We start from the raw sequence: 24,290 nt of genomic DNA, 5'->3' as shown, positions 1-24,290 counted from the left end.
CTGGTAGATAACTCGATTTTCGACTGGGTTTGATTTGATGTGCCCTTTTTCTTGACTCATCCGCCTCATGGCCAAAAAAATTTCCAATTCTCATGAATCAGGGGCTTGACATCATACCGCTGGACTTTTTGCCCCCCGGTTAATCTTCTCTCTCTTGCCAATATATACGTCCGGGCGAATTCGTAGTACAAGCATGGTATAGGATCGCCGGAAGCGTGAGACCCTAGCCGCAAGATTGCAATTCACACTTGAAGGCGAGGGTAATCAAATGAAGAAGAAAATCGTCGGAGCGGCATCGGTCGCCCTCTTGTCGTTGACGCTTGCAGTGCCGGCGTATGCCAACCACAACGGTGCTCATAACGAGGGCTACGGCGGGGCCAATGGCGGGAACGGCGGGCTCGGCAACGGAATGGGAACGACCAGCACCGGCATGGCGGACGGAACCCGGGTTCACAGTCAGTCGTTCGATCTGCGCGACCGTTCGAACGTGAACGGCAATCGGGATGTGAGCATCTACGGAACGGGAACGGGCAATCAATTCCTGAACGGGACGGGGAATAATGCGAATACTCCCGGCACGGCGGGGCGGTATACGGGCTACAGCACGGATGATAATCGAAGGGTGACGCGGACGGACGGAACGTACCGGGCTGCGGCCACGACGGGCACCGGCAAATCCTCGAATTGGGGATGGCTCGGCTTGTTCGGTCTGCTCGGCCTGATCGGACTGCGGAGCCGCAGCCCGCAGGGCGAACGCTAAGCAGGGTAATCGGGGCGGCAACCGGTCGCCGGTCGCTTCAAGGCAAGAACCGGAGCAACGATGCGAATCCTCATCTTCACGGATGGGAGAACGCATCGTTTTTTGTGTGTCTTGGACATCCCCGTTGCGACATACAATGAATCAGGCAATCCGCCGAGATCCGGCACGGAGGGAGGTGCGCCTATGTGGGTGAAGCCGGAGTTCAAGATCATCGAGATCTGCGCCGAAGTGACGGCCTACTCTCATCGGAAGTAACCCCCCATGCCGGAGCAATCCGGCATCTTGTTTATTAGGGGGGAATCCATGTTCATCAAGGTGCTGGGCTCCGCCGCGGGAGGCGGCTGTCCGCAATGGAATTGCGGCTGTTCCAATTGTCGTCGCATCAGGGACCAAGACCCGGCCGTCAGCGCCAGAAGGAACGACTCGCTCGCGATCAGTCCGGACGGCGCTCGTTGGGCGCTGCTGAACGCCGGTCCGGACGTGTGCCTGCAGACGGAGTCGCACGCGGCTCTCCGCCCGAACCCGGCGACGCTTCGCGGCTCTCCCGTCGAAGCCGTCCTGTTGACCGATGCGGAGCTGGATCATACGACCGGCCTGCTTCAGCTCCGTCAAGGCTCGGCGATCGCCGTCTATGCGACTTCGCCCGTTCTCGGCGCGCTTGAAGGCGACTTCCCGGTACGCCGAATCGTGGAGCCGTTCGCAAGCTTTGCGTGGCAGGAGACGCGGGTCGAGGAATCTTTTCCACTATTTGGGGGACAATTATCGGTATGTCCGTTTCTGCTGGGCGACAAGCCTCCCCGGTATGTCGATTCCGGCAACGGCCGGCCCTCGTACAAGGAGTCGGCGGCATGGGTTGTCGGCTATCGCGTGACGGACCGGAGGACGGGCGGAACGATCGTCTACGCTCCGGGAATCGAGATCTGGACCCGGACGCTGGAGCGCCATCTGGCGGATGCCGATTGCGTGCTTGTGGACGGCACGTTCTGGCGGGGCGACGAGCTCATCTTGCTTGGCGTCTCCGAGCTGGATGCGGCCGACATGGGCCATCTTCCCGCAGGCGGACCGAATGGCAGCGCCGAACGTCTGTCGCTTGTTCGCGCGCGCCGCAAAGTGTATATCCACATCAACAATACGAATCCGATGCTGGCGCAAGATTCGCCCGAACGCCAAGCGGTTGAGCGGCTGGGCATCGAGATCGGGGTTGACGGAATGGAAATGGAGGTCTGAGGGTTGGAATCGTATTTGCTGTCGAACGAACAATTCACATCGCGGCTCCGGCAGGTCGGCGAGGAGCGCTATCACGACAAGCATCCGTATCATATCGCCATGCACGAAGGGAAGCTGTCGCAGGCGCAGGTCAGGGCGTGGATCGCCAATCGCTTCTATTACCAGAAGAACATTCCGGTCAAGGATGCGCTGATCCTGTCCAAGCTGCCGTCCCGGGAAGAACGCCGGGAATGGCTTCAGCGGGTCATCGACCATGACGGGCGGCAAGGCGACGAGGGAGGAATCGAAGCGTGGATTCGGCTTGGCGAAGCCGCGGGCATTCCCCGCGAGGAGATGCAGGATGAGCGTCATGTCCTGCCGTCCGTCCGGTTCGCCGTCGATGCGTACGTGAACTTCTGCCGCCTGGAGCCGTGGCCGATCGCCGTCGCCTCCTCCTTGACAGAGCTGTTCGCGCCTACGCTCGTCTCCAAGCGAATCGGCGTCTTCGAGCAGTTGTATCCATGGATTAAGCCGGAAGGGCTGGCGTACTTCGAAGCCCGGCTTACGCAGGCGCCGCGCGACGCGGATCACGGTCTGCGCCTCGTTCTGCGCGAATGCAGGGATCGGAGGGAGCAGGAGCAGGCGATCGCCGCGCTGCGGTTCAAGTGCGATGTGCTGTGGGCGCTCCTCGATGCGCTGAGCCTGGCGTACCCGGACCCGGCGAACCCGGGCGAAGAGGGACGGCGATGAGCTCCCGGGCGCTGTCGGAACGGCCGAGGCTGCGAAGTCCGGGCCGCATGAAGTACGACAAGGCCCGGAAGACGGATATGCTCCTGCTGCCGGAGCGGGTGGTTGAACTGAACGAGGCCGCCGGAGCGATTCTCTGGCTCTGCGACGGCCGGCGTTCGGTGGAGCAGATGATAGGGGAGCTTGAGGAGAGATACGGGCAGACCGGTCTGAAGGACGATATCGTCGAATTCCTTGATTCGGCGGCGGAGAGAGGGTGGCTCGAATGAAGAAGGCGGCAGATCTGCCGTACGCGCTGACGGCGGAAGTAACGCATCGTTGTCCGCTTCATTGTCCTTATTGCTCCAACCCGGTTGAGCTGCAGCGAAGAGAGAGCGAGCTGTCGACAGACGAGTGGTGCCGCGTGCTGGATCAAGCCGGCGAGCTCGGAGTCGCCCAGGTGCACTTCACGGGAGGGGAGCCGCTGCTGCGGCCCGATCTGGAGCGGCTTGTCGGCCGCGCCCGGGAGAACGGGCTCTACGTCAATCTGATCACGAGCGGCGTCGGCTTGACGGAGGAACGCGTTCGGCAATTGAAGGAGGCGGGGGTCGACAGCGTTCAACTGAGCGTGCAAGCTCCGAATGCGGAGCTGTCCGACTCGATCGCCGGCTTCCGCGCCCACGAGCTGAAGCGGCAGGCCGCGGCCCGAATTCGCGCGAGCGGCCTGCCGCTACATATGAACGTTGTGCTGCATCGCGCCAATCTGCCGCTCCTCGAGGAGATGATCGAGCTGTGCGAGGAATGGGGGGCGGAGAGGCTGGAGCTGGCCAATGCGCAATATTACGGGTGGGCCCTTCGCAACATCTCGCAACTGCTCCCGACCCGGGAACAGCTTGAAGAGGCGGAAGCCGTCTATGCTCGGGCGAAGGAGCGCATCGGGGACCGCATCGAACTGTTATGGATTCTGCCGGACTATTACGAACAATATCCGAAGCCCTGCATGGGCGGATGGGGACGATTGTCGCTGACGGTCGCTCCCGACGGGCGGGTGCTGCCCTGCACCGCTTCGTCCGACATCCGCACGCTCGTCTTCGAGAACGTGAAGGAGCGCGAGCTGGCTTGGATCTGGCACGAGTCTCCTTCTTTTAACGCTTATCGGGGGTATGATTGGATGCCGGAGCCTTGCCGAAGCTGCGAACGGAAGGAGCACGACTACGGAGGCTGCCGCTGTCAAGCCTTCCTGCTGACCGGCGATGCGCGGGCAACGGACCCCGTCTGCGTCCGTTCTCCGCATCGCTCGGCCGTCGCGGAACGGGTTCGTTCCGCCGCCGGAGCCGATGCGGCAACAGCGGACTATATTTATCGCGGGCTCGAACCGGTGGAGCTCCGCCGCTCGAGAGCTTAGTCGCCAAGAGCCTATTCGCTTACGAAGCGGAAGCGGTCACCCGCGGGTCCTTGTCTTGCGCCAGCACGAAGCCGACGGGAAGCGCGTCCCCGCCCTTCAGGAGCTTCTCTTCGCCGATGAACTTCGTGTAGCGGGTCTCGAAGAAGCGCGGCTGCTGCTCCCACGTCGTCTTCCCAACCGTAAGGACGAACCTGCCGTCGCTGTCCGGGATCGTTACGGTATAAGGAGTTGCCGGCGGAACGTCGAGTCCGGCCAGCAAGCCGGTATAAGTCGCCCCCTTCGCCGTCGTGCAGACGAGCGACGGGGGCTGGTCGTCGAGCGTCGTTCCTTCCTTCGGCAGCCGGATCTTGATGTCGACGCTCGTCTTCTGCGGAAGCTTCAGCATCTTGCCCTCCGGAAGCTCATACTTGCGCGTGCCGACGATGACGGTCAGATTCGCCGTCTCGTCCTCGGGCCAATAATACATCTCGTAGCTTCCGTCGCTGCCGGTCGGAGTCGACTTGGCGAAGCCTTCGCCTTCGTCGCGATCGATCCAGACGATGGCATCCTTCACCGGATTGCCGTCGGCGTCCGCGACCTGCCCCGAGACGCGGTACTTGTCGGCGCGGAAGTAGGAGATCTGGTCGCCTTCCCCAATCTTGAAGCGGGCGAACACCTTGACCTGATCCGGGTTATCCGCGGAAGGCTCGACGCGGGTAACCTCGATCGGGTGATAGATGCTGATAGCGGGGGAGGAGGCGGCAAGAAGGGCTGCGGCCTGACGGTCGCCGACCGGCTTGCCGGCGATCGTCGCCTCTTGGGCGGAGACGACACGGATGGTCTTCTTGGCGATCAGGCTGCGATCGACGGACAGCTTGAAGGCGCCGTCATCGTCGGTGCGAATTCTCCTTCCGTTCGAATCCGCCTGCACCTCGGCGTTCGAGACAGGCTTATCTCCCATCGTCAGCCTGCCCTTGACGAGTGCGAGATGGGAGCCGTCGAACCGCCATGCCTTGGCGTCCAGCTCCGTTCGATCCAGTTCGATTCTCACCTCCGGGACCTCCGCGGAAGTTCGAACGGCCGATCCGGACAATCTATCGAACGCGACTCCTATCGCCGTTCCTGCGAGCGCCGCCACGCCTAACAACACGAATAATCCCTTGCGGGTCCAATTGGCCACGTATGTACACTCCTTTAAATAAGGCGGTCAAGCCAGGGCGTCAACCGCTCTGTCTTGACCGCATGACTTGATCTTGCGCGACCTGGCCGCGGTCAGCCGGAATGCGCGCTGCCCGTCTCGGCTTGTCCGGCTTCGCCTTGCGTCTTGTCGCCGCCGAGCCCGAATACGTGCACCTTCGGCTTCGTTCCTCCGGTCGTGAACACGACATACTCCTTGCCGTCGACCGTGAACACCGCCGGAGCGGCCTGGATGTTGTCTCCGCTCGTCTGGAACGTCCAGATTACTTTGCCTGCCTTAATATCGAGCGCATTGATCTTGCCGTCCAGCTCTCCGAAGAAGGCCAGTCCCGACTCCGTGCTCGTCAAGCCGCCGCGCTGCGCGTCCGTCGTCTTGATCTGGTAAGCTTGCTTGCCCGTATTGACGTCGATAGCGGTAACGGTTCCGTACCCCGGCTCGCTCTCGACCGCTTCATAGATCGTGCCGAAGGCGGCGGCGCCCGGGAAGTCCGGCGTAGCGGCCTCGTCTTCGTTCGTCGCCGACTTGAACTTGGAAGGCTGCTCGATACCCGGAATCAGGACATAGTTCGTCGCGGGATCGTAAGCCTCCGGCGCGTAGTTCTCTCCGCCGAGCACGCCGGGATAGCTGACCGTGCCTTCGGGGGTCGGGTCCTTCTTGTCGATCTTGGCGAACGGAACGGCATCCCAGACGACATCGCCGGTGGCGGCATCCCAGGCGAACCATAAGCCCGACTTCCCGCCTTGAACGACCAGCTTCTTCTTCTCGTCCTTGACCGTTGCGTTGATCAGCATCGGGGAGGCCGCGGCGTCATAGTCCCACATGTCATGGCTGACTTCCTGCTTCGACCAGACGAGTTCGCCCGTCATCGCATTGACCGCCACCACCGAGTCGGTGTGCGGGTTGTCGCCGGGCCGACCGGCTCCGTAGAAGTCGGGCGACGGGTTGCCTACCGCGAAGTACATGATGTCGGTCTCTTCGTCGATCGCGGCGGGGTCCCACACCGCTCCGCCCCCCTGGAACTTGCTGTTCGCGAGCCAATCCTCGCCCTTCGGCGGGACGGTCCAGAACGGCGAATCCCAAGCCGGGGTCAGATCGCTCGCCTTGAATGCGGCGACGAAGCCGCGCACGCCGTTGTCGCTGCCGCTGCTGCCGATATAGACGTTGCCCTTGTAATATTGCGGAGCGGTCGTCTCGTAGTATCCGTTCTCAATCGTGACCCCGTCGATGTAGTCGGATAGCTTGATCATCTTGATCAGCTCGCCGGTCTTCTGGTCGAGCGCAATCAGCGAATTGTCGACCGCCAGCGTGAACACCTTGCCTTCGCCGACTGCCACGCCTCTATTCGCAATAATTCCCGCCTTGGAGAAGCCTGCGGCTTGCTCCGCATCCGGCTTCCAATGCCAGATCGTGTTGCCGGTTACGGCATCGAAGGCGAATACCTGATTGCCCGACGTCGTCAAGTAGATAACCCCGTCGACGACGACCGGATACGATTGGTTCCCGTTCTTGACATCGGCATCGAGCGTCTTCAGGTCATGGCTCCAGATGACGCCCAGCTCGTTGATGTTGTCGGCGGTAATCTCCGTGTACGGGGCATGCCGGTTGTTGGCGAGCGTGAACCCGTAGGAGCCCCAGTTCTCGAAGGAAGTGCCGGTAACGCCGGTCGCGACCGGCGAATTCGACGCGGACGGGGTGACCGACTCGGATGCGGACGGGGAAGCGTTGTTGCCGTTGTTGTTATTCCCGGAACAGTTGCTCAGAACGAGCAGCAAGGCAACGGCCGCTCCGATTTTGGCATATGGTTTTCTCACGTGCGGTAACCTCCAAGGGATGTGAATACGCGCTGATAATGGTATTTCCAAAAAGGCGCAATTTATGACAACGCAACCGCAAATCGGGGAAGGGGAAGCGGGGAAGGGGAATCTCGACGCATCGCTATCCGGCGTATCTCTATCCGGCGCATCGCTATCCGCCTCATTGGTCCTCTCTGATCGTCCTGGTTCTAGGACTTTTGCGATTTTATATGATTTTTCACATTCGTCGGCCTGGATAGGGAGGGAAACGAGGTGTTTTATGCGGTTTTTAGCATACATTCGGCAGCTTAAGCCGCAATTCTCTCCATGTATGCTATTTTTCACATAGAATCGCCCAAATCGCCTGCCATCGAGCCGCACCAATGTGATTTTTCATATAAAATCGGCAACCATGGGCAGCGACATCACCATCAACAGCCGCATCGCCACCACCGACAACAGCCGCATCGCCATCACCATCGGCAACAGCAATCATGATCGGAGGCTTCACCGGCCTTATCGCCGGCTTCCTTCGCTGCAAGACAAATAAAGCCCTTCCGACTTCCCGGCGGGAAGCGAAAGGGCTGAAGAGCAAACGGTCTGCGAGCTGCACAAGGGGCTGGGTCAGCCTTTGGGAGCTGCCGCATGGGGAAGCGCCGCGTTCTGGGGGGCCGGGTCTTGGGCCGCGGCCTTGGCTTCTTGTTGGTCGAACATCTTGCCGAGCTTCCAACCGATTCCGACGTTCACGACCGCCATGGCCGAGAACAGGACGACGTCGCCCCACGGCTCCGGAAGCAGCAGATCGGCCACCAGCCAACCGCCTGTCATCGTAACCCCGAGCAACGCGCCTTTGACGGACGATCTCAACATGGATTTCGCCATTATCGCACATCCTCCCAACGAATAATCTTGACTCTCCTATATCGATTGTATGTCGGGGAGAAGGAAGATTATGCCGCAGAGAGAGAAGGAAGGAGCGGACAGGGATCGGGCAGCAGCCTGCGATAGGAGAAACGGAGCGGCGAGCCGGTTATTCGTTCGAGAAGAGACGCTTACTCATTCGAGACGGTTACTCGTCCGAGACGCTCGCCCAGATCTCGTCGTCCACCTCCAGCGTGATCTGCGAAGGGTAGACGCGGGCCTGGTACTCGCTCATGACGTATCTTACGATCGCTTCCTTCAGGTTCGCTTCAACGAGGAAGCGGCTTCGTCCCTGCACCCACACCTCGGCGGAGAAGCCTCGCTCTTCGTCCCAGAGCAGCTCGACCTCGACGGCGGAGACGGGAACCTCATGCCTCTCGGCGAGATGCAGGCAGACGGCGTTGACGATCTCGTCCATCGTTATTCGCATCGGAGCTATCCGTTACCAGCGGCGCGAGTCGTTCGGACGTTGCTGCTCCCGCCTGCGCTTGAAGGAGGCGAAGACGGCCCGAATGACGGCGATCAGCGCGACGATGGCGAGCAAGTTCACGATAAAGCCGAGGAAGTTGCCCATGAAGCCCATTCCGCTGAACATCGAGCCGAAGAGCAAACCTGCGATGCCGCCGATCATCAGTCCCTTCATCAGGCTGCCGCCGCTGAAGAAGCCGCGGTTAGCGGCGGTCGTCGTGCCTGCCGTGCTTCCTGTCTTCGTGCTCGTGCCGGTGCTGCTGTTCGACACGTTATCTTGCGCCTTGGACGGCGTTTTGGAATACGACTTTTTGCCGGAGCTGAACGACTTGCGGGCGGCGTCCGCCGAATCGGCCGGAACGTTCACCGCGACGAACAGCGTGAACAGACTGAAGATGAGCAATGCTTTTCTCCACATGATGTTTAACTCCTCCTGAATGTATCTCTGTTTGTTGTAAGCGTACGAGCTTATATACGGGGGAGCCAATGCCGGGTTTCAGGAAAAAAGATGCCGATCCCCATAGAATCGGTTATTCTGGTTATATCGTCACCGAGGGTGGCGGACGTTATTCGGGGAGTTCGATGAATGTGAAGCAACCTGTTTATCCCGAGCCGCTGATCGATTATTTGGCGGAATATTACGGCTCAAGGGATTTCTTCGAATGCCATGAGATCATGGAGCATTATTGGAAGGAAGAGAAGGGCTCTCCTCTGGAGGGAAGCTGGCTCGTTCTCATCCGCATCGCCGTGCTTCAATACCACGCGAGAAGAGGCAATCGTGCGGGAGCGGCCAAGCTGCTGCGGAAGGCCGTTCGGGAGATCGATCCGGCAAGGATGGACGAGATCGGCTTCGACGGGGCGCGGCTCAAGGCCGAGCTGGAGGCGCTCGAACGGCGTTGGAACAGGGAAGACGACATCGCTTACGCCGAGCTGGAGCTTCCCATTCGCAGCCCCTCGCTCCTGCGGCTTGCGCAGGAACGTTGCGCGGCGCAGGGATGGACCTGGGGAACGCCGCTGGAGCGACTTAACGACGGGATCGTGAACCGTCACTTGCTTCGCGATCGAACCGAAGTGATCGAGGAACGCGAGAACGCGGCAAGAAGCAAGGCCGAGCTTAGGGATCGGACTAACGAGGAGAAGGGGACGAGCAGCCAATGACCACAATTTACGTCTACGGGCAGGAAGAGATCGATTATCTTAGCGCGGCGGACCCGGTTCTCGGAGCGGCGATTCGCGCGGTCGGCAAGGTGGAGCGGAAGGTGACGCCCGATCCGTTCGTCGCCTTGGTCGATTCGATCGTGTCCCAGCTTATCTCGAACAAGGCGGCGGAGGCGATCTGGAACCGGCTGATCGCGAAGTTCGGGGAGCTTACTCCCGAGAAGCTTGCCGCGGCGGCGCCAGAGGAAGTCAAGTCGTGCGGAACGACGATGAAGAAGGCGGAGGCGATCGTCGAGCTCGCGCGGAAAATAACGGCCGGGGAGCTGGGGGTCGAGCGGCTGCAGGAGATGGAGGACGAGCAGGTCGTCGACTATTTAATGGCGTTAAAAGGTGTCGGAAGATGGACGGCGGAGATGGTGCTTATCTTCTCGCTGCAGCGTCCGGATGTCGTCAGTTGGGGCGATGTCGCCATTCGGCGCGGCGTGATGAAGCTGCATGGGTTGGAGTCGCTGACGAAGGAACGGTTCGACGAGCTGACGAAGCCGTATTCGCCGCACGGAACGGTAGCTTCGCTCTATCTCTGGGCAATTGCCCATCTTCCGGAGGCGGCGTTCCGTCCGGAAGCGATGGGGGAGTAGCCTTCCGTCACGGCTCGAAGCCGCTCCGGCTGATCCGCACCGCCTCGGCGGGGTAAGCTTGAAGCAGGCGATCCCGCACAAGAATATAGGCGTCCGAGCGGTACCATTCGAGCAGCCCGAGCTCGCGATAGCGCTCTTCGATGCCCAGCCGCCCGGTTCTGCGTCCGCCGCTGCCGTCTCCCATGAAGTAATCGTCGAGGCAGACGCGGTCCGTGACCGGGCGCAGGAGCGAAGGGAAGCTCTCGCTGCTCGGAAGCAGGGGAGCGATGGCGGCCTGGGTCGGAATACCGGCCTCTGTCAGTTTCCGCAGCGTCGCGATGCGGGCCGCGACGGGAGGGGCGGACGGCGTGAACGCCTTGCGAATATCCTCGCGGTCGGTCTCGACGGTGACGCTGACCCTCACCCGGTCCCCGAGCTGCCGCAGCAAGTCGATGTCCCGCGTCACGAGCGGGCTTCGGGTCTGAACGAGCAGGAATTCCGGGGGCTGCTTCGTCATGGCTTCGAGCAGCGAGCGCGTGATCTGTTCCCGATGCTCGATAGGCTGATACGGATCGGTGCTGGAGGACATGAAGATCGTGACCGGCCCGCGGGCACGAGCCCTGCGGTAATCCTTCTCGAAGACCGCCGCCGCTTCTTCCTTGATGTCAACCCATTTTCCCCACTCCAGGCCCCGGAACGAAGCGACCGGTATTCCCCGCACGTAGCAGTAGGAGCAAGCGAAGGAACACCCGGCATACGGGTTCAGCGAATGGGTGTATCCCGAGAGGAAGCCCGTCCCCGCGTTCAGCATGGACTTGGGCGTCCGCCGCCGATAGATGGCGTGCTCGTCTCCGGTATCGGGCGTACTTGGCATAGGCGGCATTCTCCCTTCTTAATGAAGCAAGACCGTCCGCGCAGAAGGCGAACGGTCTTGCTCGGCGTCATGAACCCTTCCCGGGCATTGCTGCAGCAGGGGCGTTACGCTTGCTCCTCGGCCGCTTCCCGTTCCAAATATTCGTAGCCGTCGACAACCCACTCCAGGGCGCCCGTCTTCGGATCGATGATCATGCCGTGAACCGGCGTATTCGGAGGAAGCAGCGGATGATTGCGCACGATGTCGACGCTCTTCGTGACGCTCGATTGCACGTTCTCGAAGCCGGTAAGCCACTTGTCGAAGTCGACGCCGGAATGGTGCAGCGTCTTGATCGTCTGGGCCGGCACGCCGCGCTCCACCATGTGGCCGACGACCGTCTGCGGGTCGATCCCCGTCATGCCGCAGTCGTGGTGGCCGCAGATGACGACTTCATTCCCGTTCAGCTCGTAGAGAGCGACAAGCACGCTCCGCATGATGTTGCCGAACGGAGCGGTGATGATGGCGCCGGCGTTCTTGATCAGCTTGGCGTCCCCGTCGTGGATGTTGAACGCCTTGGGCAGCAGCTCCGTCAGCCGGGCGTCCATGCAGGACACGATGACGAGCCGCTTGTTCCCCGACCGCTTCGGCCAATACTTCTCGTACTCCTCGTTCTCCACGAAGGCCTGGTTATGGGCCATAATCTCTTCCAATCTTCTCATCGCGATCTCCCCCAATCCCGTTCTCGGGGCCGTTAGACGGCCCTCGTTCGACCGACGAGCGCCTATTCCCGCAGATCGCGAACCGCCAGGCGATTCGTGTAGATCTGGCTGTCGCTCGCCAGCGTGAATGTCCGGTAGTCCTGGTTGTAGGCGATGCGCATGCGTTCATCGAAGAAGATCGCATGCCGGGGCTCGTACCAGACGGGGAACGGCTCGCTGGCCGCCTGCAGATCGCCTTGTCCCGGCGCTTCCACCGCCCACAATGCGGGAACTCCGCTGACCGAACAGCCGCAGCCCTCGGAATCGGACACGAGCTTCAGCGCCGCGCCGGAGCCGCCGAACTTCTCTTGCAGCGCCTGGACGGCTTCTGCGCTCCATTCGATGATCACCCTAGCACATCCTCTCCGCGAACAGGCGCTTCGCCCGTTCGTCCATTATGTTGATTATAGATATCATGGGAGGTATGATCAAGAGGAATCGGAAGATGGCAAGGGAAGGATGGGATGGCATGGGCGAGCTTCAAGCCTCGTTCGCAGCGGAGCTGGAACGATTCCGCGAGCTGACGAGACAGATCAAGCAATACGAGGAGATTCTGGCGACGATCTATTGGGACATGAGAACGGGAGCGCCGCGCAAGGGGATCGAGCTTCGTTCCGAAGCGTACGGGACCTTGTCCGCCGAGACGTTCCGCCTGTCGACGTCGCCCGAGATGGGCGACCTGCTGGAGCGGCTCACGCAGCCGGACGTCCTCGCCGCGCTGGGAGCGGTGGATCGCAAGCAGGCGGAGGAATTCCATAAGGATTACGAGCGCAACCGCAAGCTCCCTCCGGAGCTGTACCGCGAATATGTCGTGCTGACCTCCCAGGCGGAATCGGCTTGGGAAGAGGCCAAGGCGAACAACGACTACCCCGGATTCGCGCCCTATCTGGAGAAGATTATCGAATATAACCGCAAGTTCATCGAGCTGTGGGGAATCAAGGGGTCTCCGTACGATACGCTGCTCGATATGTACGAGCCGGGAATGACAACCTCCGAGCTGGATCGCTTGTTCGGCGAACTCCGGAAGCGGCTCGTCCCGCTGGCGGACGCGATCGCGGCTCGCGGCGACAAGCCGGACACGGCATTCCTTCAAGGTACGTTCGATGTCGTCTCGCAGAAGAGCTTCAGCAAGTTCATTCTGCAGCAGATGGGATTCGACTTCGACGCGGGGCGCCTCGACGAGAGCGTTCATCCGTTCGCGACGGGGCTGAGTCCCGGCGACGTGCGCATCACGACCCGTTACTTGCCGCACGATCTGACAAGCGCCTTGTTCGGCTCCATCCATGAAGGCGGCCACGCGCTGTACGAGCAGAACATCGCTCCGGAGCTGGCGGGAACGCCGCTGTGCACCGGCACGTCGATGGGCATCCACGAATCCCAATCCCGCCTGTGGGAGAATATGGTCGGTCGCAGCCTCGGCTTCTGGAAGCGATACTTCCCCGACCTGCAGAAGCAGTTCCCCGGCCAGCTCGACGGCGTGACGGCCGAGCAGTTCTACCGGGGAATCAATGTCGTCGAGCCTTCGCTTATCCGGATCGAGGCGGACGAATTGACGTACAACCTGCACATTATGATTCGCTACGAGATCGAGAAGATGATTTTCAACGACGGGTTGACCGCCGCCGAGCTGCCTGCAGTGTGGAATGCCAAGTACAAGGAAGCGCTGGGCATCGAGCCGGGCTCCGACGCGGAAGGCGTGCTGCAGGACGTTCACTGGTCGGGCGGCTCGTTCGGCTACTTCCCGTCGTATTCGCTCGGCAATATGTATGCGGCCCAGATCATGAACAAGGCGAAGGCGCTGCGCCCCGATCTCGAGGAGCGGATCGCGGACGGCGAGCTGGCGCCGCTCAAGGAATGGCTGACCGAAGGCGTCTACAGGCACGGCAAGATGAAGAATCCGTCCGAGATTATCGAAGACATCACCGGCGAGCCGCTGAAGTCGTCGTATCTGTGCGATTATCTGGAGCGGAAGTACCGCGAGATTTATCGGTTGGGCGAATAAGCGGTTGGATGAATATGAAGAGGGGATGGGCGGCAAGCGCTGCTCATCCCTTTTGCTTCTGGCTGCGGTAGGCGGCGGGCGGTATGCCGTAGCGGTCGGAGAACACGCGGGTAAAGTAATGCACGGACTGGTAGCCCGCAAAGTCCGCAATCTCCTTGACGCTGTGGAGCGTCGTCTTCAATAGGCTCTCTGCGGCGAGCATCCGTTGCTCAGTGACATAGTCCACGAACGACTGACCGAGCTCCTCCTTAAAAATTCGGGACAAATGCCGGACGGATACGCACAAATACGCGGAGACATCCTCGAGGCGCAAAGAAGAGGACAGGTTATCGCGGATATACCGTTTGGCCAGTTGGATCAGATGAGAGCGCGAACGGGAACCGGAGTGCGAAGACGCTTTGGCTTTAAGCGCGGATCTGTCTTCGCGAAGGCCGAAGTTGCCGGGAAACGAATGCAGCAGCATGGCGCACAAGCCGCTCGTCCGCGGGTCGCCGTCCTCCGCCGGATGCTTGAGGACATGGCTGTAGAGCGCCCGCCACAGAAGCGCGGTTACCTCCTCGGGTGCAACGATGACCGGAGAGCTGATGCCGAGCAGATCGGATTCATATTGCCGCGCCTTGGGCGAGGCTTCGTCCGCAAGAACTTCGAAAGCGACAAAAAACAGCCGCAAGCCGGTCCGGCTGCGAATCTGATGCCAATGGCCGGGGAGCGAGGCGAACAAGGTACCGCCGGTCAGCGGATGGGTCACTTCGTCGTCCTCGTATTCCCCCTCTCCTTCAAGCACGTAACAAATCTCATAGAAAGAATGCCGATGCACCGGATTGTCGTAATGCTTCCAAGTCATGCCCCAGTTGTATATGAGAAAAGCCACGCCTTCTTCGCCGATGCCTCTTCTGTAGTTTGCGTTAAGCGTCTGGGTTGCGAAGAGGAAGCTCTCTTCTGTCATTGTCATCTTTGTCGCTCCTTGGCGCGATTGTGCAAACGGAGGTCCGGCTTCTGCAAATACAGTCGTTCCGAAATCACTTACACTGATCGTGTTCAAAGCGATTACAAACGAGGAGGAACTTCGTGTGACAATGCTGATTAAAGCAGAAGATGTACAATTTTACAAGGATAATGGATATTTGCTCGTTCGCGGCCTGTTCTCGGCCGAAGAAGTGGAGCAGATGCGAGAAGCCGTCGCCGGCATCATCGCCCGAGCCGCGCAGACGAAGTACGACGGCAATGCGACGTGGCAGGGAGATTATCTTCCGCCGGAGGAACTGAAGAAGCTGGTGCTCAAAGGCTTCCACGACGTGCATTACCACGACGCGTCGTTCACCCGTGCAGCCGTGCACCCGAACATGGCGGCCGTCTTGTCGCAGTTGATCGGTCCCAATGTTCAGCTTCACCACAGCAAGATGCTGGTCAAGCCGCCTGAGAAAGGCGCCGCCTTCCCGCTGCATCAGGACACCCCTTACTTCCCGCATGCCGATCATTCGATGCTCGCGGCCAGCGTCCATCTCGACGATTCGGATATGGAGAACGGCTGTCTCTGCGTTATTCCGGGCTCCCACAAGCAAGGGCTGCTTCCGCATGTGGGACGTTATTACCTGGATCACCGCGAATACCCGTTATCCGCGGCGACGCCTTGTCCGGCCTCGGCGGGAGACGTCTTGTTCTTCAATTACCTCACGATACACGGCTCCGACGTCAACCGCAGCCAGCGCAACCGGCGCAACGTTCTGTTCCAGTACCGCGATCCGACGGATCTGCCCACCGAGAACGTCCATGTGAATTGGGGGCAGGGATTGATGGTCTGCGGAGAGAATCCGATCTATAAGGCGTACCAGCCCGAATATCAATTGAAGTAGCTTGGCGGGGCAGGAAGTCGTATTCGGCTGAGCTTCCGCTAAAAAGCGCAGGTCTTCCCAACCAGGGACCAGCATACAATCATCATAAAGAAGATGTGTCAGTGCATGGATACATTTTTGTCACTCTAGACGAATGTCCTGCATAGACTTAATTGACTTGATTGTATGGAGGAGGTCTACCGAATGGCTATTGCGGATAAACGGCTCGGGCGCAGGGAAATCATCACGAAAGCGGTTTGCGGCAAAGGCCGGAAGTTCTCGACGATTACCCACACCGTGACGCCGCCGCACCATCCTTCCAGCATTCTGGGAGCATGGATCATCAACCACCAATACGAAGCGGCTAAGTCGGGGGGCGGAATCGAGGTAATCGGGTCGTATGATATCAACATCTGGTACTCGTATGACAAAAATTCGCAGACCGACGTAGCCAAGGAGACGATCTCCTACGTTGAGCTCGTGCCCCTGTCCTACGTGGATCCGCGGCATCGCGCATCGACGGTGGAAGTAGCGGCGGAAGCGACGCAGGAACCGAATTGCATCGAAGCGACGATCAGCTCCGGCGGCGGTTCCGTGCTTATTCGCGTCGAACGCGAATACGCCGTCGAGATGGTTGCCGAGACGAAGGTGACGGTCATCGTCGATCCGGCCGGTTACGACGATGACGCCAAGGATGCCGACTTCGGCCTGGAGGACGGCGACTTCGAGGATCTCGATTCGGATCTGCTGGAAGACGATCTGTAAGCGGTCCGCGATGCGGCCGGTACTTAAGTCTATGCCGATTCGGGAGAACACGCGAGGGCGGGTGCCCTGTCGTCTTATCGTAAACAGCCTATTCTATGCGGTGCGGATGATTAGCCGCACCGGGGCACTAATCGGGAAGGGTCACTCGGCTTCGGCGTATAAACGCCGGCGGGACGGCCCTTCCCGTATTTTCTAGCGACGGGGAGAGGGGACTCGTGGCAGGACGCATATGGCTTATTGAAGGGATTCGGCCTCTCGATCGGCAGCTCCGCGGGGAAGATGGGGGGAGCGGCATAAGGAACGGCTTGCCCGAGCCGGGAGAGAGGCTGCGGGGAGACGTCTTGATCCGGCTCGGCAGAGACGAGGCTCCGGCGTTCGAACGATTCGGACAAGCGCAAGGGGCATGGCTGTGGAACGGCAGGGCGGAGCAGGTATTGCAGCTCGGTCAGGCGGAGACGGCCCGGAGATTGCGTCGCGAAGGCTTCGTGACGGCGTTCTCTGCGGAGCGGGACGTCCGGCGGGCAACAGGCGGGAGACCGGCGGCGGGTCCCCGCCCATGGAAGGGGCCGACGGACGGCTTCGCCGCCGGTGGCGGGGCGAGCACGTTCCGGGTGTTCGTCTTCGGACTTGATACGGCCCATGTCGAACCGTATCCGCTGGAGTTCCGCAGGGCGAGGGAACTGGAGCGCAGGCTTGCGCGGGCATCGGCCCGAGCGCTGTATGTGCTGGGCCTGGACAGCGGCACGGTCGTCTGGCGCGTCGGCCGCGACGGCCGGCTCGGGGCGATCTCGTCGCTGAGCCCTTGGCTGGAGGACGAAGGGGAAGAGTGGCGGGAGAAGCTCGGGGAGGGGCTGGCTTCGTTCGCGAACGATTGGGCGGTAGAGCACCGGATGCCGGTCCGCGTGACGCTTGGCGCCGACCCCGAGTTCGCGCTGCTGTCCGCCGAAGGGAAGATCGTGCCGGCATCGCGGTACTTGCCGAAGCGAGGGGCCGCAGGCTGCGACTCCATGCGGGTCGGCGGGACGATCCGCTGGCCGCTCGGCGAGCTGCGGCCGACGCCGTCCGCGGACCCGAAGGAGCTGGCGGAGGCGCTCCGTCGCCTGCTCGCGCGGTCCGCCGCGCTGACGGCCGGCGCGGCCGTCAGCTTCCGGGCCGGCGCGGCGCCGGTTCGCGGGCTGCCGCTCGGCGGCCATCTGCATGTGAGCGGCGCCGCGCTCACCGGCGAGCGGCTGCGCGCGCTCGACAATGCGGTTGCGCTGCCGCTGCGGCTGCTCGAGCCGCCGGAAGCGAACCGGCGGCGGCCGCGCTACGGCTCGCTCGGGGACTACCGCCCGAAGAGCCACGGAGGCTTCGAGTACCGGACGCCGCCAAGCTGGCTCGTCTCGCCGCGGCTCGCCCGCGGCACGCTGGCGTTGGCCAAGGTGGCCGCCGAGCATTCGCGGCTGCTTGCGGACGACCGTCCCCTCGACGACGATCGGATGCGGGACGCCTTCTATGGAGGAGATCGGAGGCGACTGATGGAGGGAGCGGAGCGAATCTATCAAGCTGTGAGAGAGACGCCGGGTTACGCCGCTTACCGCGAGGAGATCGACCCGCTCTTCCGCGCGATCGGCGAAGGCCGGCATTGGGACGAGACGGTCGATCTGCGGAGAAAGTGGCGCATCCCGATCCCGTACTCCCCGCCAACTAGAAACTAACTAAAGGGATTGGCGAGCCAACAACCAGCGAGCAAACGACCAACGAATCAACGAACCAACTCCAAACCAACAAACCAACCAACAAACCAACAAACCAACAAACCAACGCCCCGTTAAACTGCCTGCCTCGCCCCCGCACGCCGCAGTTCCCCCCCGAAGAAGGTAGTTTAAATGCGTACAGATGCGGACTGCGGCGTGGAGGCGAGCGAGAGAGTAACCAATCTGACCGCCCTTCGCTGCAATAGATGTGAAATTTCACATTGGCGCCGCTCGATATCGGGCAGTTTGAGCGATTCTATGTGAAAAATAGCATAAATAGAGAAATTCCCAGCTCGAATCTCCGCATATATGCTAAAAACCGCACAAAACGCCCCGATTCCCTCCTCTGCCACGCTGACGAATGCGAAAAACCGCATAAAACCCCAAAAGGCAGCGTACCCGGGCGCGAACAGCATGGCGGTCGGGGGAGAAATTGCGGGCGGGAGAAGGAGATCACTCCCGCCCGCCCCCTTGGAGATGCTCGGGTCCATATGGTACTCTTATTCCACGATAGCACAAACGCGGGAGCGCCATGCGGCGCTTGAGGCGGCAGAGAACAGGCGGGCGAGCGGGAGATGCAGAGCAACCGGCAAGGCGAGACGCGAGACGATGATCGATTCGACACAGGTTCGGCGGCCATGGACGTGGACACGATGGAGGCAGCGACAGAGACAGCAACAGAGACAGAGACGGAGAAGCGCAAGAACGAGCACATCGATATCTGTCTGCGGGAGGATGTCGCGGGCAAGCCGGCCGGCGGCGGCTTCGGGCGGTATCGGTTCCGCCACCTGGCGCTGCCGGAGCTCGACTTTGGCAGCATCGACACCGCCGCCTCCTTCCTCGGCAGGGAGCTGCGGGTTCCGCTGCTTATCGCCTCGATGACGGGAGGCACGGAGGAAGCGGGCCGCATCAATCGCCATCTCGCCGAAGCCGCCGAGCGACGGGGCTGGGCGCTGGCGCTCGGCTCCGGAAGGGCGGCGCTCGAGCGGGAGTCGGCGGCCGCGTCGTTCCGCGTGCGGAGCCTGGCGCCGAACGTTCCGATTATCGCGAACCTGGGGGCCGTGCAGCTTAATCGCGGATACGGGCCGGACGATTGCCGCCGATTGGTCGAGCTGACCGAAGCGGACGGCCTCGTTCTTCATTTGAACGGTCTTCAAGAGGTTTTCCAGCCGGAAGGGGATACGGACTTCTCCGGCTTGCTGCGGAAGATAGAAGCGTTATGCCGCGAAGCCGAGTTCCCGGTCGGCGTCAAGGAGGTCGGCTGGGGCATCGACGGCCGAACGGCGAAGCGGCTGCTGGATGCCGGCGCCGGCTTCGTCGACGTGGCGGGAGCGGGCGGCACGTCGTGGAGCGAGGTGGAACGGAGGCGGCAGCGCGATGAGCGGAGCAGGCTGGCGGCCGAAGCGTTCGCGGACTGGGGCATCCCGACGGCGGAGTGCTTGCTGGAAGCCCGGAGGGAGGCGCCGTCCGGCTTCCTCATCGGCAGCGGGGGCGTGTCTTCCGGCGTCGACGCGGCGAAGGCGATTGCGCTTGGCGCCGACCTGGCCGGCTTCGGCCGGTCGCTGCTCGCCCCCGCGGTCCGATCCGCGGAAGCGCTGGAGCTGCGCCTCTCGGTCATCGAGCACGAGCTGAAGGCGGCGATGTTCGGCATCGGCGCCAAGGACATCGAAGCGCTCGGGACGACCGACCGAATCGCAGCGTGGGGCTGACGCTGCCGCGCACTTCACCCAGGCTCCGAATCTCCACCCGAGAAATGGCACGAGGCGCAGCATGAGCTTTTTTGCTATAATAGACAGATAGATTACGAATTCTGGGCGTTATCGCGAAGCTGTATGCGAGACGCGGCAAGAGACAGCTCTAGGAGGATCGGAATGGCCGGGTATACACCGATGATGCAGCAGTACCTCTCCGTCAAGGCGGATGCGCAGGATGCGCTGCTTTTTTTTCGTTTAGGCGATTTCTATGAGATGTTCTTCGAGGATGCCGTCACGGCGGCGCGGGAGCTGGAGATTACGTTGACCGGCCGGGGAGCGGGGCAGGAGGAGCGCATTCCGATGTGCGGGGTGCCCTATCATTCCGCGGAAGGATACATAGCAAGATTGGTAGAAAAGGGCTACAAAGTCGCGATCTGCGAGCAAGTGGAGGACCCGGCTACAGCGAAGGGCGTCGTTCGGCGCGAGATCGTCCGGATTGTGACGCCGGGCACCGTGATGGAGACGAAGAGCCTCGGCGAAGGGACGAACAACTTTATCGTCTCCGCCGCCGAGCTGAGCGGCCGCTTCGGCCTCGCGGCGTGCGACCTGACGACCGGCGAGCTGTACGCGACATCGTTCGCGTTCGCGAAGGAGACGCTGCTGAACGAATTGAACGTCTACCGTCCGGCCGAAGCGGTCGGCGATGCGGCGTCCCTCGTTCGTCTGAGGGAAGAGGCCGCCCGAACCGGAGCGGCTCTGCTGACGACGGAGCGCGGCCCGCTTGCGAACGCGGAGGCGCTGCTCAAGGAGCAATTCCCGAAGGAGAACTGGGATGCCCAGGAGCCGGTCCGCCGGGCGGCGGTCGCTCGCCTCGTCGCTTACTTGGGCGAGACGCAGAAGCGATCGCTCGGCCACCTGCAGGCGGTCAAGTTCTACGACCCGAAGCAGTATATGGCGCTCGACGCGTTCACCCGCCGCAACCTGGAGCTGACGGAGACCGTCCGCGACCGCTCGCGCAAGGGTTCGCTGCTCTGGCTGCTCGACAAGACGAAGACGGCAATGGGAACGCGCCTATTGAAGCGGTGGATCGATCAGCCGCTGCTCGACCGCGCCTCCATCGAGGAGCGGCTTGACGCGGTCGAAGCGCTTCACGGCAGATGGCTTGAGCGCGAGGAGCTGCGCGAAGAGCTGAAGGAAGTGTACGACCTCGAGCGCCTCGTCGGCCGCATCGCTTACGGGACCGCGAACGCGCGCGACCTGAACGCGCTGAAGGTGTCGCTTGACCGCATTCCGGCGATCCGGGCGATCTGCGAGCGGCTCGCCTCCGCCCCTCTCGCGAAGCTTGCGGGCGGGCTGGACGGCTGCGCCGACCTGGCCGCCGAGATCGCGGCGGCTATCGCGGACGAGCCGCCCGTGTCGGTGCGCGAGGGCGGAATTATCCGCGAAGGCTTCAACGCGAAGCTGGACGAGCTTCGCGTGGCGAGCCGAAGCGGCAAGACGTGGATTGCGGAGCTGGAGCGGCAGGAGCGCGAAGCGACGGGCATCAAGTCGCTGAAGATCGGCTTCAACAAGGTGTTCGGCTACTATATCGAAGTGACCCGGGCGAACATCGCTTCGCTTCCGGAAGCGCGCTACGAGCGCAAGCAGACGCTGGCGAACGCGGAGCGGTTCGTCACTCCCGAGCTGAAGGAGAAGGAGGCGCTTATTCTCGAGGCCGAGGATCGGATGGTCGACCTCGAATATTCGCTGTTCGCCGCGCTGCGGGACGACATCGCCGCGCAGATCCCGCGGCTGCAGGCGCTCGCGGAGCAGGTCGCTTCGCTCGATGTGCTGCAGTCGTTCGCCGAGGTCGGCTCGGAGAAGCGCTACACGCGCCCGAGGTTCGAAGGGGGCTTCGGCCTCGCGGTGAAGGAAGGGCGCCACCCGGTCGTCGAGGCCGTGTCGGAAGGCGTCGCCTTTATTCATAACGATACGTCCCTCACGAGGGACGACGGCTCCATCCTGCTCATTACCGGACCGAACATGGCCGGCAAGAGCACGTACATGCGCCAGGTAGCCATGATCTCGATCATGGCGCAGATCGGCTGCTTCGTTCCCGCGAAGCTGGCGGAGCTGCCGCTGATCGACCGCATCTTCACGCGTATAGGCGCGGCGGACGACCTGGTCGGCGGCCAGAGCACGTTCATGGTCGAGATGAAGGATATCCAGGTCATGACGGAGCAGGCGACCGACCGGAGCCTGATCATCATCGACGAGCTCGGACGCGGGACGTCGACGGACGAAGGGATGGCGATCGCCCAGGCGGTCATCGAATACGTCCACGACGTCATCGGCTGCAAGGCGCTCGTGTCCACGCACTTCCATGAGCTGGCGCATCTCGAGGAGACGCTGCCGCGCCTGCGCAACGGCTGCATGGCCGTGAAGGAGAGCGCGGACGGCGTCACGTTCCTGCGCAAGCTGGTGGCGGGAGCGGCGGATTCCAGCTACGGCATCTATTGCGCCCAGCTTGCGGGCTTGCCGCAGTCGATCGTCTCGAGGGCGTACAGCCTGCTCGAGAGCTCCGCCTCGCTTGAAGCGGCGGCGACCTCCATCGCCGCGCCTGCGAGAGAGCGTCCGGCTGCGCAGGAACTGGCCCGAAGCGTTCTCGAAGCTTCGCCGCAAGGGGGCGAGCCCGAGACGGGGCAATCGGCCGAACGCGAACAGCCCGAGAAGCCGCTGCACAACGAGCCGCCGCAGCAGGAGACGGCACCGCCGACGCGGCCGGAGGACGCCGGCATCGTGCAACTGTCGATCTTCGCGGAGCCGCCGAAGCCGGAGAAGCCGGAGAAGCCGAAGAAGGCGTCTCCCGCCGCGGAGAAGCTGGCCGACAAGCTGCTTAAGCTCGATGTGATGAGAATGACCCCCCTGCAAGCGCTGGAATGGCTTAACGATGCCCGCAATCATCTAATGGAGAACGGAGACCGTACATGAGAACAAGACGACGCAAGCTTCGCCCCGCCCTTATCCTGTTGACGCTGACCGCCATGCTGGCCGGTTCGGCTCCGGCCGCGACCGCCGCGACCGCCGAGCAGGTTCAAGACGTCAAGCAGATGCTCGAGAGCTATCATCTGACTTCCCCATCGGAGGAAGCGTTGAACGATGCGGCCATTCAAGGCATGATCGAATCGCTGCAGGACCCGTATACGGAGTACTTCACGGAGGAAGAGTGGCAGTCGTTCACCGGCAGCCTCGAGCAGCAATACGTCGGAATCGGCGTTGTGCTGACGGAGGACCAGGGCCAGGTGTACATCGAGAACGTCATCGAGGGAAGCCCGGCTTCGAAGGCCGGGCTGCAGCCGGGAGACACTCTGCTCTCGGTCAACAATGTCTCCGTTCGCGGCAGCGCGCTTGACGATGTTCTAAGCAAGCTGACGGGGGCGGAGGGCACGACGGTTCGGGTTGTGGTCGGCCGGAACGGGGCGTCCGTCACCGCGGTGCTGACGCGCAGCGGCTTCCAATATCCGCTTGTCCTCTCGCAATCGCTCGGAGAGAACGTCCAGTACTTGCAGCTCACGCAATTCTCGAGCGGAGCGGCGGCCAAGTTCAAGAGCGAGCTGACCAAGCTGGAGCAAGCCGGTCTGTCCGCGCTGGTCCTCGATCTTCGGAACAACGGCGGCGGCTACTTGAACGAGGCGCAGGGCATCGCGGAGAACTTCATCGAGGAAGGCGTGCTCGCGCATCTGACGGACAGCCAGGGAGAAGACGTGCCGATCGAGATCACGGGAACGAAGAAGAATTACCCGGTCTACATTCTGGTCAACGGGTATTCCGCGAGCGCTTCGGAGCTGTTGTCCGGGGCCTTGAGGGATTATGGCGTCGCGAAGCTGATCGGCACCCGAACGTACGGCAAGGGCGTTGTGCAGCAACTGCTTCAAGTACCTTCCGGCGGCTACCTGAAGGTCACGAGCGAGCAATACTTCACGCCGAAGGGAGTCCAGGTCGACAAGAAGGGACTTAGCCCGGACATCGCGGTCGACGGAGAGCTTCAGCAACTGCTCGCCGCCATCCGGGAGGCGGGGGGAACGAAGCTGACGATGACGGCGGGCAAGGGCTCGGTCGTCTTGAACGGGGTTCGCTCCGCGTATTCCGATTCGGTCGTACGCCAGAACGGCACGGCTTACATCAATCTGAAGCTGGCCGCCGTCTTCGTCGGAGCGACGGTCGGTTACGACAAGTCGACCTCTTCGATCGTCTTCACGCGGAACGGGCAATCCATCCAGGCGAAGCCGACCAAGAGCGGTCTGTACATCGCAGACGGAACGAGTTATATCAGTCCGGCGCTTCTGGCCCAGTGGGTTCCCGGCCTGCAATCCTCCGATGCGAACGGGCTGCTGACGCTGAACACAACGGTTGGAAAATAATCCAATAGATCACGCAGAG

General features: G+C 61.8%; 24 protein-coding genes. 14 read left to right on the top strand and 10 right to left on the bottom strand.

The window, feature by feature from the left end; genetic code table 11:
* The first annotated feature begins 268 nt into the window (after positions 1-268).
* The 5 genes from E6C55_RS34280 (at position 269) to pqqE (ending at position 4,097) form a co-directional block, all read left to right on the top strand.
* On the top strand, positions 269-760 hold the full coding sequence (locus tag E6C55_RS34280) for a WGxxGxxG family protein (protein ID WP_136372524.1): 492 nt from the start codon (positions 269-271) through the stop codon (positions 758-760).
* A gap of 303 nt (positions 761-1,063) precedes the next feature.
* Entirely contained in the window at positions 1,064-1,987 is a 924-nt protein-coding gene (gene pqqB / locus E6C55_RS24845) for a pyrroloquinoline quinone biosynthesis protein PqqB (protein WP_168735870.1), read from the top strand.
* 3 nt (positions 1,988-1,990) lie between these two features.
* Positions 1,991-2,716: a pyrroloquinoline-quinone synthase PqqC gene (pqqC, locus tag E6C55_RS24840; protein WP_230986843.1), complete on the top strand. Its 726-nt coding sequence runs from the start codon at positions 1,991-1,993 to the stop codon at positions 2,714-2,716.
* On the top strand, positions 2,713-2,982 hold the full coding sequence (pqqD, locus tag E6C55_RS24835; protein ID WP_168735869.1) for a pyrroloquinoline quinone biosynthesis peptide chaperone PqqD: 270 nt from the start codon (positions 2,713-2,715) through the stop codon (positions 2,980-2,982). The genes pqqC and pqqD overlap by 4 nt, the downstream gene beginning before the upstream one ends.
* Positions 2,979-4,097 (top strand): pyrroloquinoline quinone biosynthesis protein PqqE, encoded by a 1,119-nt coding sequence (pqqE, locus tag E6C55_RS24830; RefSeq protein WP_136372521.1) that lies wholly within the window; start codon positions 2,979-2,981, stop codon positions 4,095-4,097. Before pqqD ends, pqqE begins: the two co-directional genes overlap by 4 nt.
* Positions 4,098-4,116: 19 nt before the next feature.
* Here the strand turns inward: pqqE and E6C55_RS24825 are convergent, their stop codons facing one another.
* The 6 genes from E6C55_RS24825 to E6C55_RS24805 form a co-directional block, all read right to left on the bottom strand.
* A complete protein-coding gene (locus E6C55_RS24825) occupies positions 4,117-5,256 on the bottom strand; it encodes a hypothetical protein (RefSeq protein ID WP_136372520.1) in 1,140 nt (379 codons plus the stop codon).
* A gap of 92 nt (positions 5,257-5,348) precedes the next feature.
* Positions 5,349-7,085: a pyrroloquinoline quinone-dependent dehydrogenase gene (locus E6C55_RS24820; RefSeq protein WP_168735868.1), complete on the bottom strand. Its 1,737-nt coding sequence runs from the start codon at positions 7,083-7,085 to the stop codon at positions 5,349-5,351.
* 316 nt (positions 7,086-7,401) lie between these two features.
* Entirely contained in the window at positions 7,402-7,563 is a 162-nt protein-coding gene (locus E6C55_RS33935) for a hypothetical protein (protein ID WP_168735867.1), read from the bottom strand.
* 128 nt (positions 7,564-7,691) lie between these two features.
* Positions 7,692-7,949 (bottom strand): hypothetical protein, encoded by a 258-nt coding sequence (locus tag E6C55_RS24815; protein WP_136372518.1) that lies wholly within the window; start codon positions 7,947-7,949, stop codon positions 7,692-7,694.
* 187 nt (positions 7,950-8,136) lie between these two features.
* A complete protein-coding gene (locus E6C55_RS24810; protein WP_136372517.1) occupies positions 8,137-8,418 on the bottom strand; it encodes a DUF2653 family protein in 282 nt (93 codons plus the stop codon).
* Between the two features lie 12 nt (positions 8,419-8,430).
* On the bottom strand, positions 8,431-8,874 hold the full coding sequence (locus E6C55_RS24805) for a hypothetical protein (RefSeq protein ID WP_136372516.1): 444 nt from the start codon (positions 8,872-8,874) through the stop codon (positions 8,431-8,433).
* A gap of 170 nt (positions 8,875-9,044) precedes the next feature.
* Between E6C55_RS24805 and E6C55_RS24800 the strand changes: the two genes are divergently transcribed.
* On the top strand, positions 9,045-9,614 hold the full coding sequence (locus tag E6C55_RS24800) for a DUF309 domain-containing protein (RefSeq protein ID WP_168735866.1): 570 nt from the start codon (positions 9,045-9,047) through the stop codon (positions 9,612-9,614).
* Complete coding sequence (locus E6C55_RS24795) at positions 9,611-10,252, top strand: DNA-3-methyladenine glycosylase family protein (RefSeq protein ID WP_136372514.1); 642 nt, start codon at positions 9,611-9,613, stop codon at positions 10,250-10,252. The genes E6C55_RS24800 and E6C55_RS24795 overlap by 4 nt, the downstream gene beginning before the upstream one ends.
* 7 nt (positions 10,253-10,259) lie before the next feature.
* On the opposite strand, the gene E6C55_RS24790 is transcribed toward E6C55_RS24795, so the two are convergent.
* The 3 genes from E6C55_RS24790 to E6C55_RS24780 all read right to left on the bottom strand — a co-directional run bounded on the left by E6C55_RS24790 (position 10,260) and on the right by E6C55_RS24780 (position 12,192).
* Positions 10,260-11,105, bottom strand: a complete 846-nt coding sequence (locus E6C55_RS24790; RefSeq protein ID WP_136372513.1) for an SPL family radical SAM protein — start codon at positions 11,103-11,105, stop codon at positions 10,260-10,262.
* Between the two features lie 104 nt (positions 11,106-11,209).
* Entirely contained in the window at positions 11,210-11,803 is a 594-nt protein-coding gene (locus tag E6C55_RS24785; protein WP_211093644.1) for a beta-class carbonic anhydrase, read from the bottom strand.
* Between the two features lie 62 nt (positions 11,804-11,865).
* Positions 11,866-12,192 carry an iron-sulfur cluster biosynthesis family protein gene (locus E6C55_RS24780; RefSeq protein ID WP_136372512.1) on the bottom strand — a complete coding sequence of 109 codons (327 nt, stop codon included), beginning with the start codon at positions 12,190-12,192 and terminating at the stop codon, positions 11,866-11,868.
* Between the two features lie 95 nt (positions 12,193-12,287).
* Here E6C55_RS24780 and E6C55_RS24775 point away from each other — a divergent pair, with 95 nt between their 5' ends.
* Positions 12,288-13,844, top strand: coding sequence for a carboxypeptidase M32 (locus E6C55_RS24775; RefSeq protein WP_330999661.1), 1,557 nt, complete (start codon positions 12,288-12,290; stop codon positions 13,842-13,844).
* Between the two features lie 43 nt (positions 13,845-13,887).
* Here E6C55_RS24775 and E6C55_RS24770 read toward each other — a convergent pair whose 3' ends face one another.
* Entirely contained in the window at positions 13,888-14,796 is a 909-nt protein-coding gene (locus E6C55_RS24770) for a helix-turn-helix transcriptional regulator (RefSeq protein ID WP_136372511.1), read from the bottom strand.
* A gap of 127 nt (positions 14,797-14,923) precedes the next feature.
* Between E6C55_RS24770 and E6C55_RS24765 the strand changes: the two genes are divergently transcribed.
* The 6 genes from E6C55_RS24765 to E6C55_RS24740 all read left to right on the top strand — a co-directional run bounded on the left by E6C55_RS24765 (position 14,924) and on the right by E6C55_RS24740 (position 24,271).
* Positions 14,924-15,697, top strand: coding sequence for a phytanoyl-CoA dioxygenase family protein (locus E6C55_RS24765; protein ID WP_136372531.1), 774 nt, complete (start codon positions 14,924-14,926; stop codon positions 15,695-15,697).
* Positions 15,698-15,880: 183 nt separating this feature from the next.
* Positions 15,881-16,441, top strand: a complete 561-nt coding sequence (locus tag E6C55_RS24760; RefSeq protein ID WP_136372510.1) for an outer spore coat protein CotE — start codon at positions 15,881-15,883, stop codon at positions 16,439-16,441.
* Between the two features lie 215 nt (positions 16,442-16,656).
* Positions 16,657-18,138, top strand: coding sequence for a putative amidoligase domain-containing protein (locus E6C55_RS24755; RefSeq protein WP_136372509.1), 1,482 nt, complete (start codon positions 16,657-16,659; stop codon positions 18,136-18,138).
* Positions 18,139-18,815: 677 nt separating this feature from the next.
* Positions 18,816-19,886: a type 2 isopentenyl-diphosphate Delta-isomerase gene (gene fni / locus E6C55_RS24750; protein WP_136372530.1), complete on the top strand. Its 1,071-nt coding sequence runs from the start codon at positions 18,816-18,818 to the stop codon at positions 19,884-19,886.
* A gap of 162 nt (positions 19,887-20,048) precedes the next feature.
* On the top strand, positions 20,049-22,841 hold the full coding sequence (mutS, locus tag E6C55_RS24745) for a DNA mismatch repair protein MutS (protein ID WP_136372508.1): 2,793 nt from the start codon (positions 20,049-20,051) through the stop codon (positions 22,839-22,841).
* On the top strand, positions 22,838-24,271 hold the full coding sequence (locus E6C55_RS24740; RefSeq protein WP_136372507.1) for a S41 family peptidase: 1,434 nt from the start codon (positions 22,838-22,840) through the stop codon (positions 24,269-24,271). Before mutS ends, E6C55_RS24740 begins: the two co-directional genes overlap by 4 nt.
* Positions 24,272-24,290 lie beyond the last annotated feature (19 nt).

It is taken from the genome of Cohnella fermenti, from assembly GCF_004801405.1.
Lineage (GTDB): Bacteria > Bacillota > Bacilli > Paenibacillales > Paenibacillaceae > Cohnella > Cohnella fermenti.
This window is presented reverse-complemented; position numbering and strand designations above follow the sequence as displayed.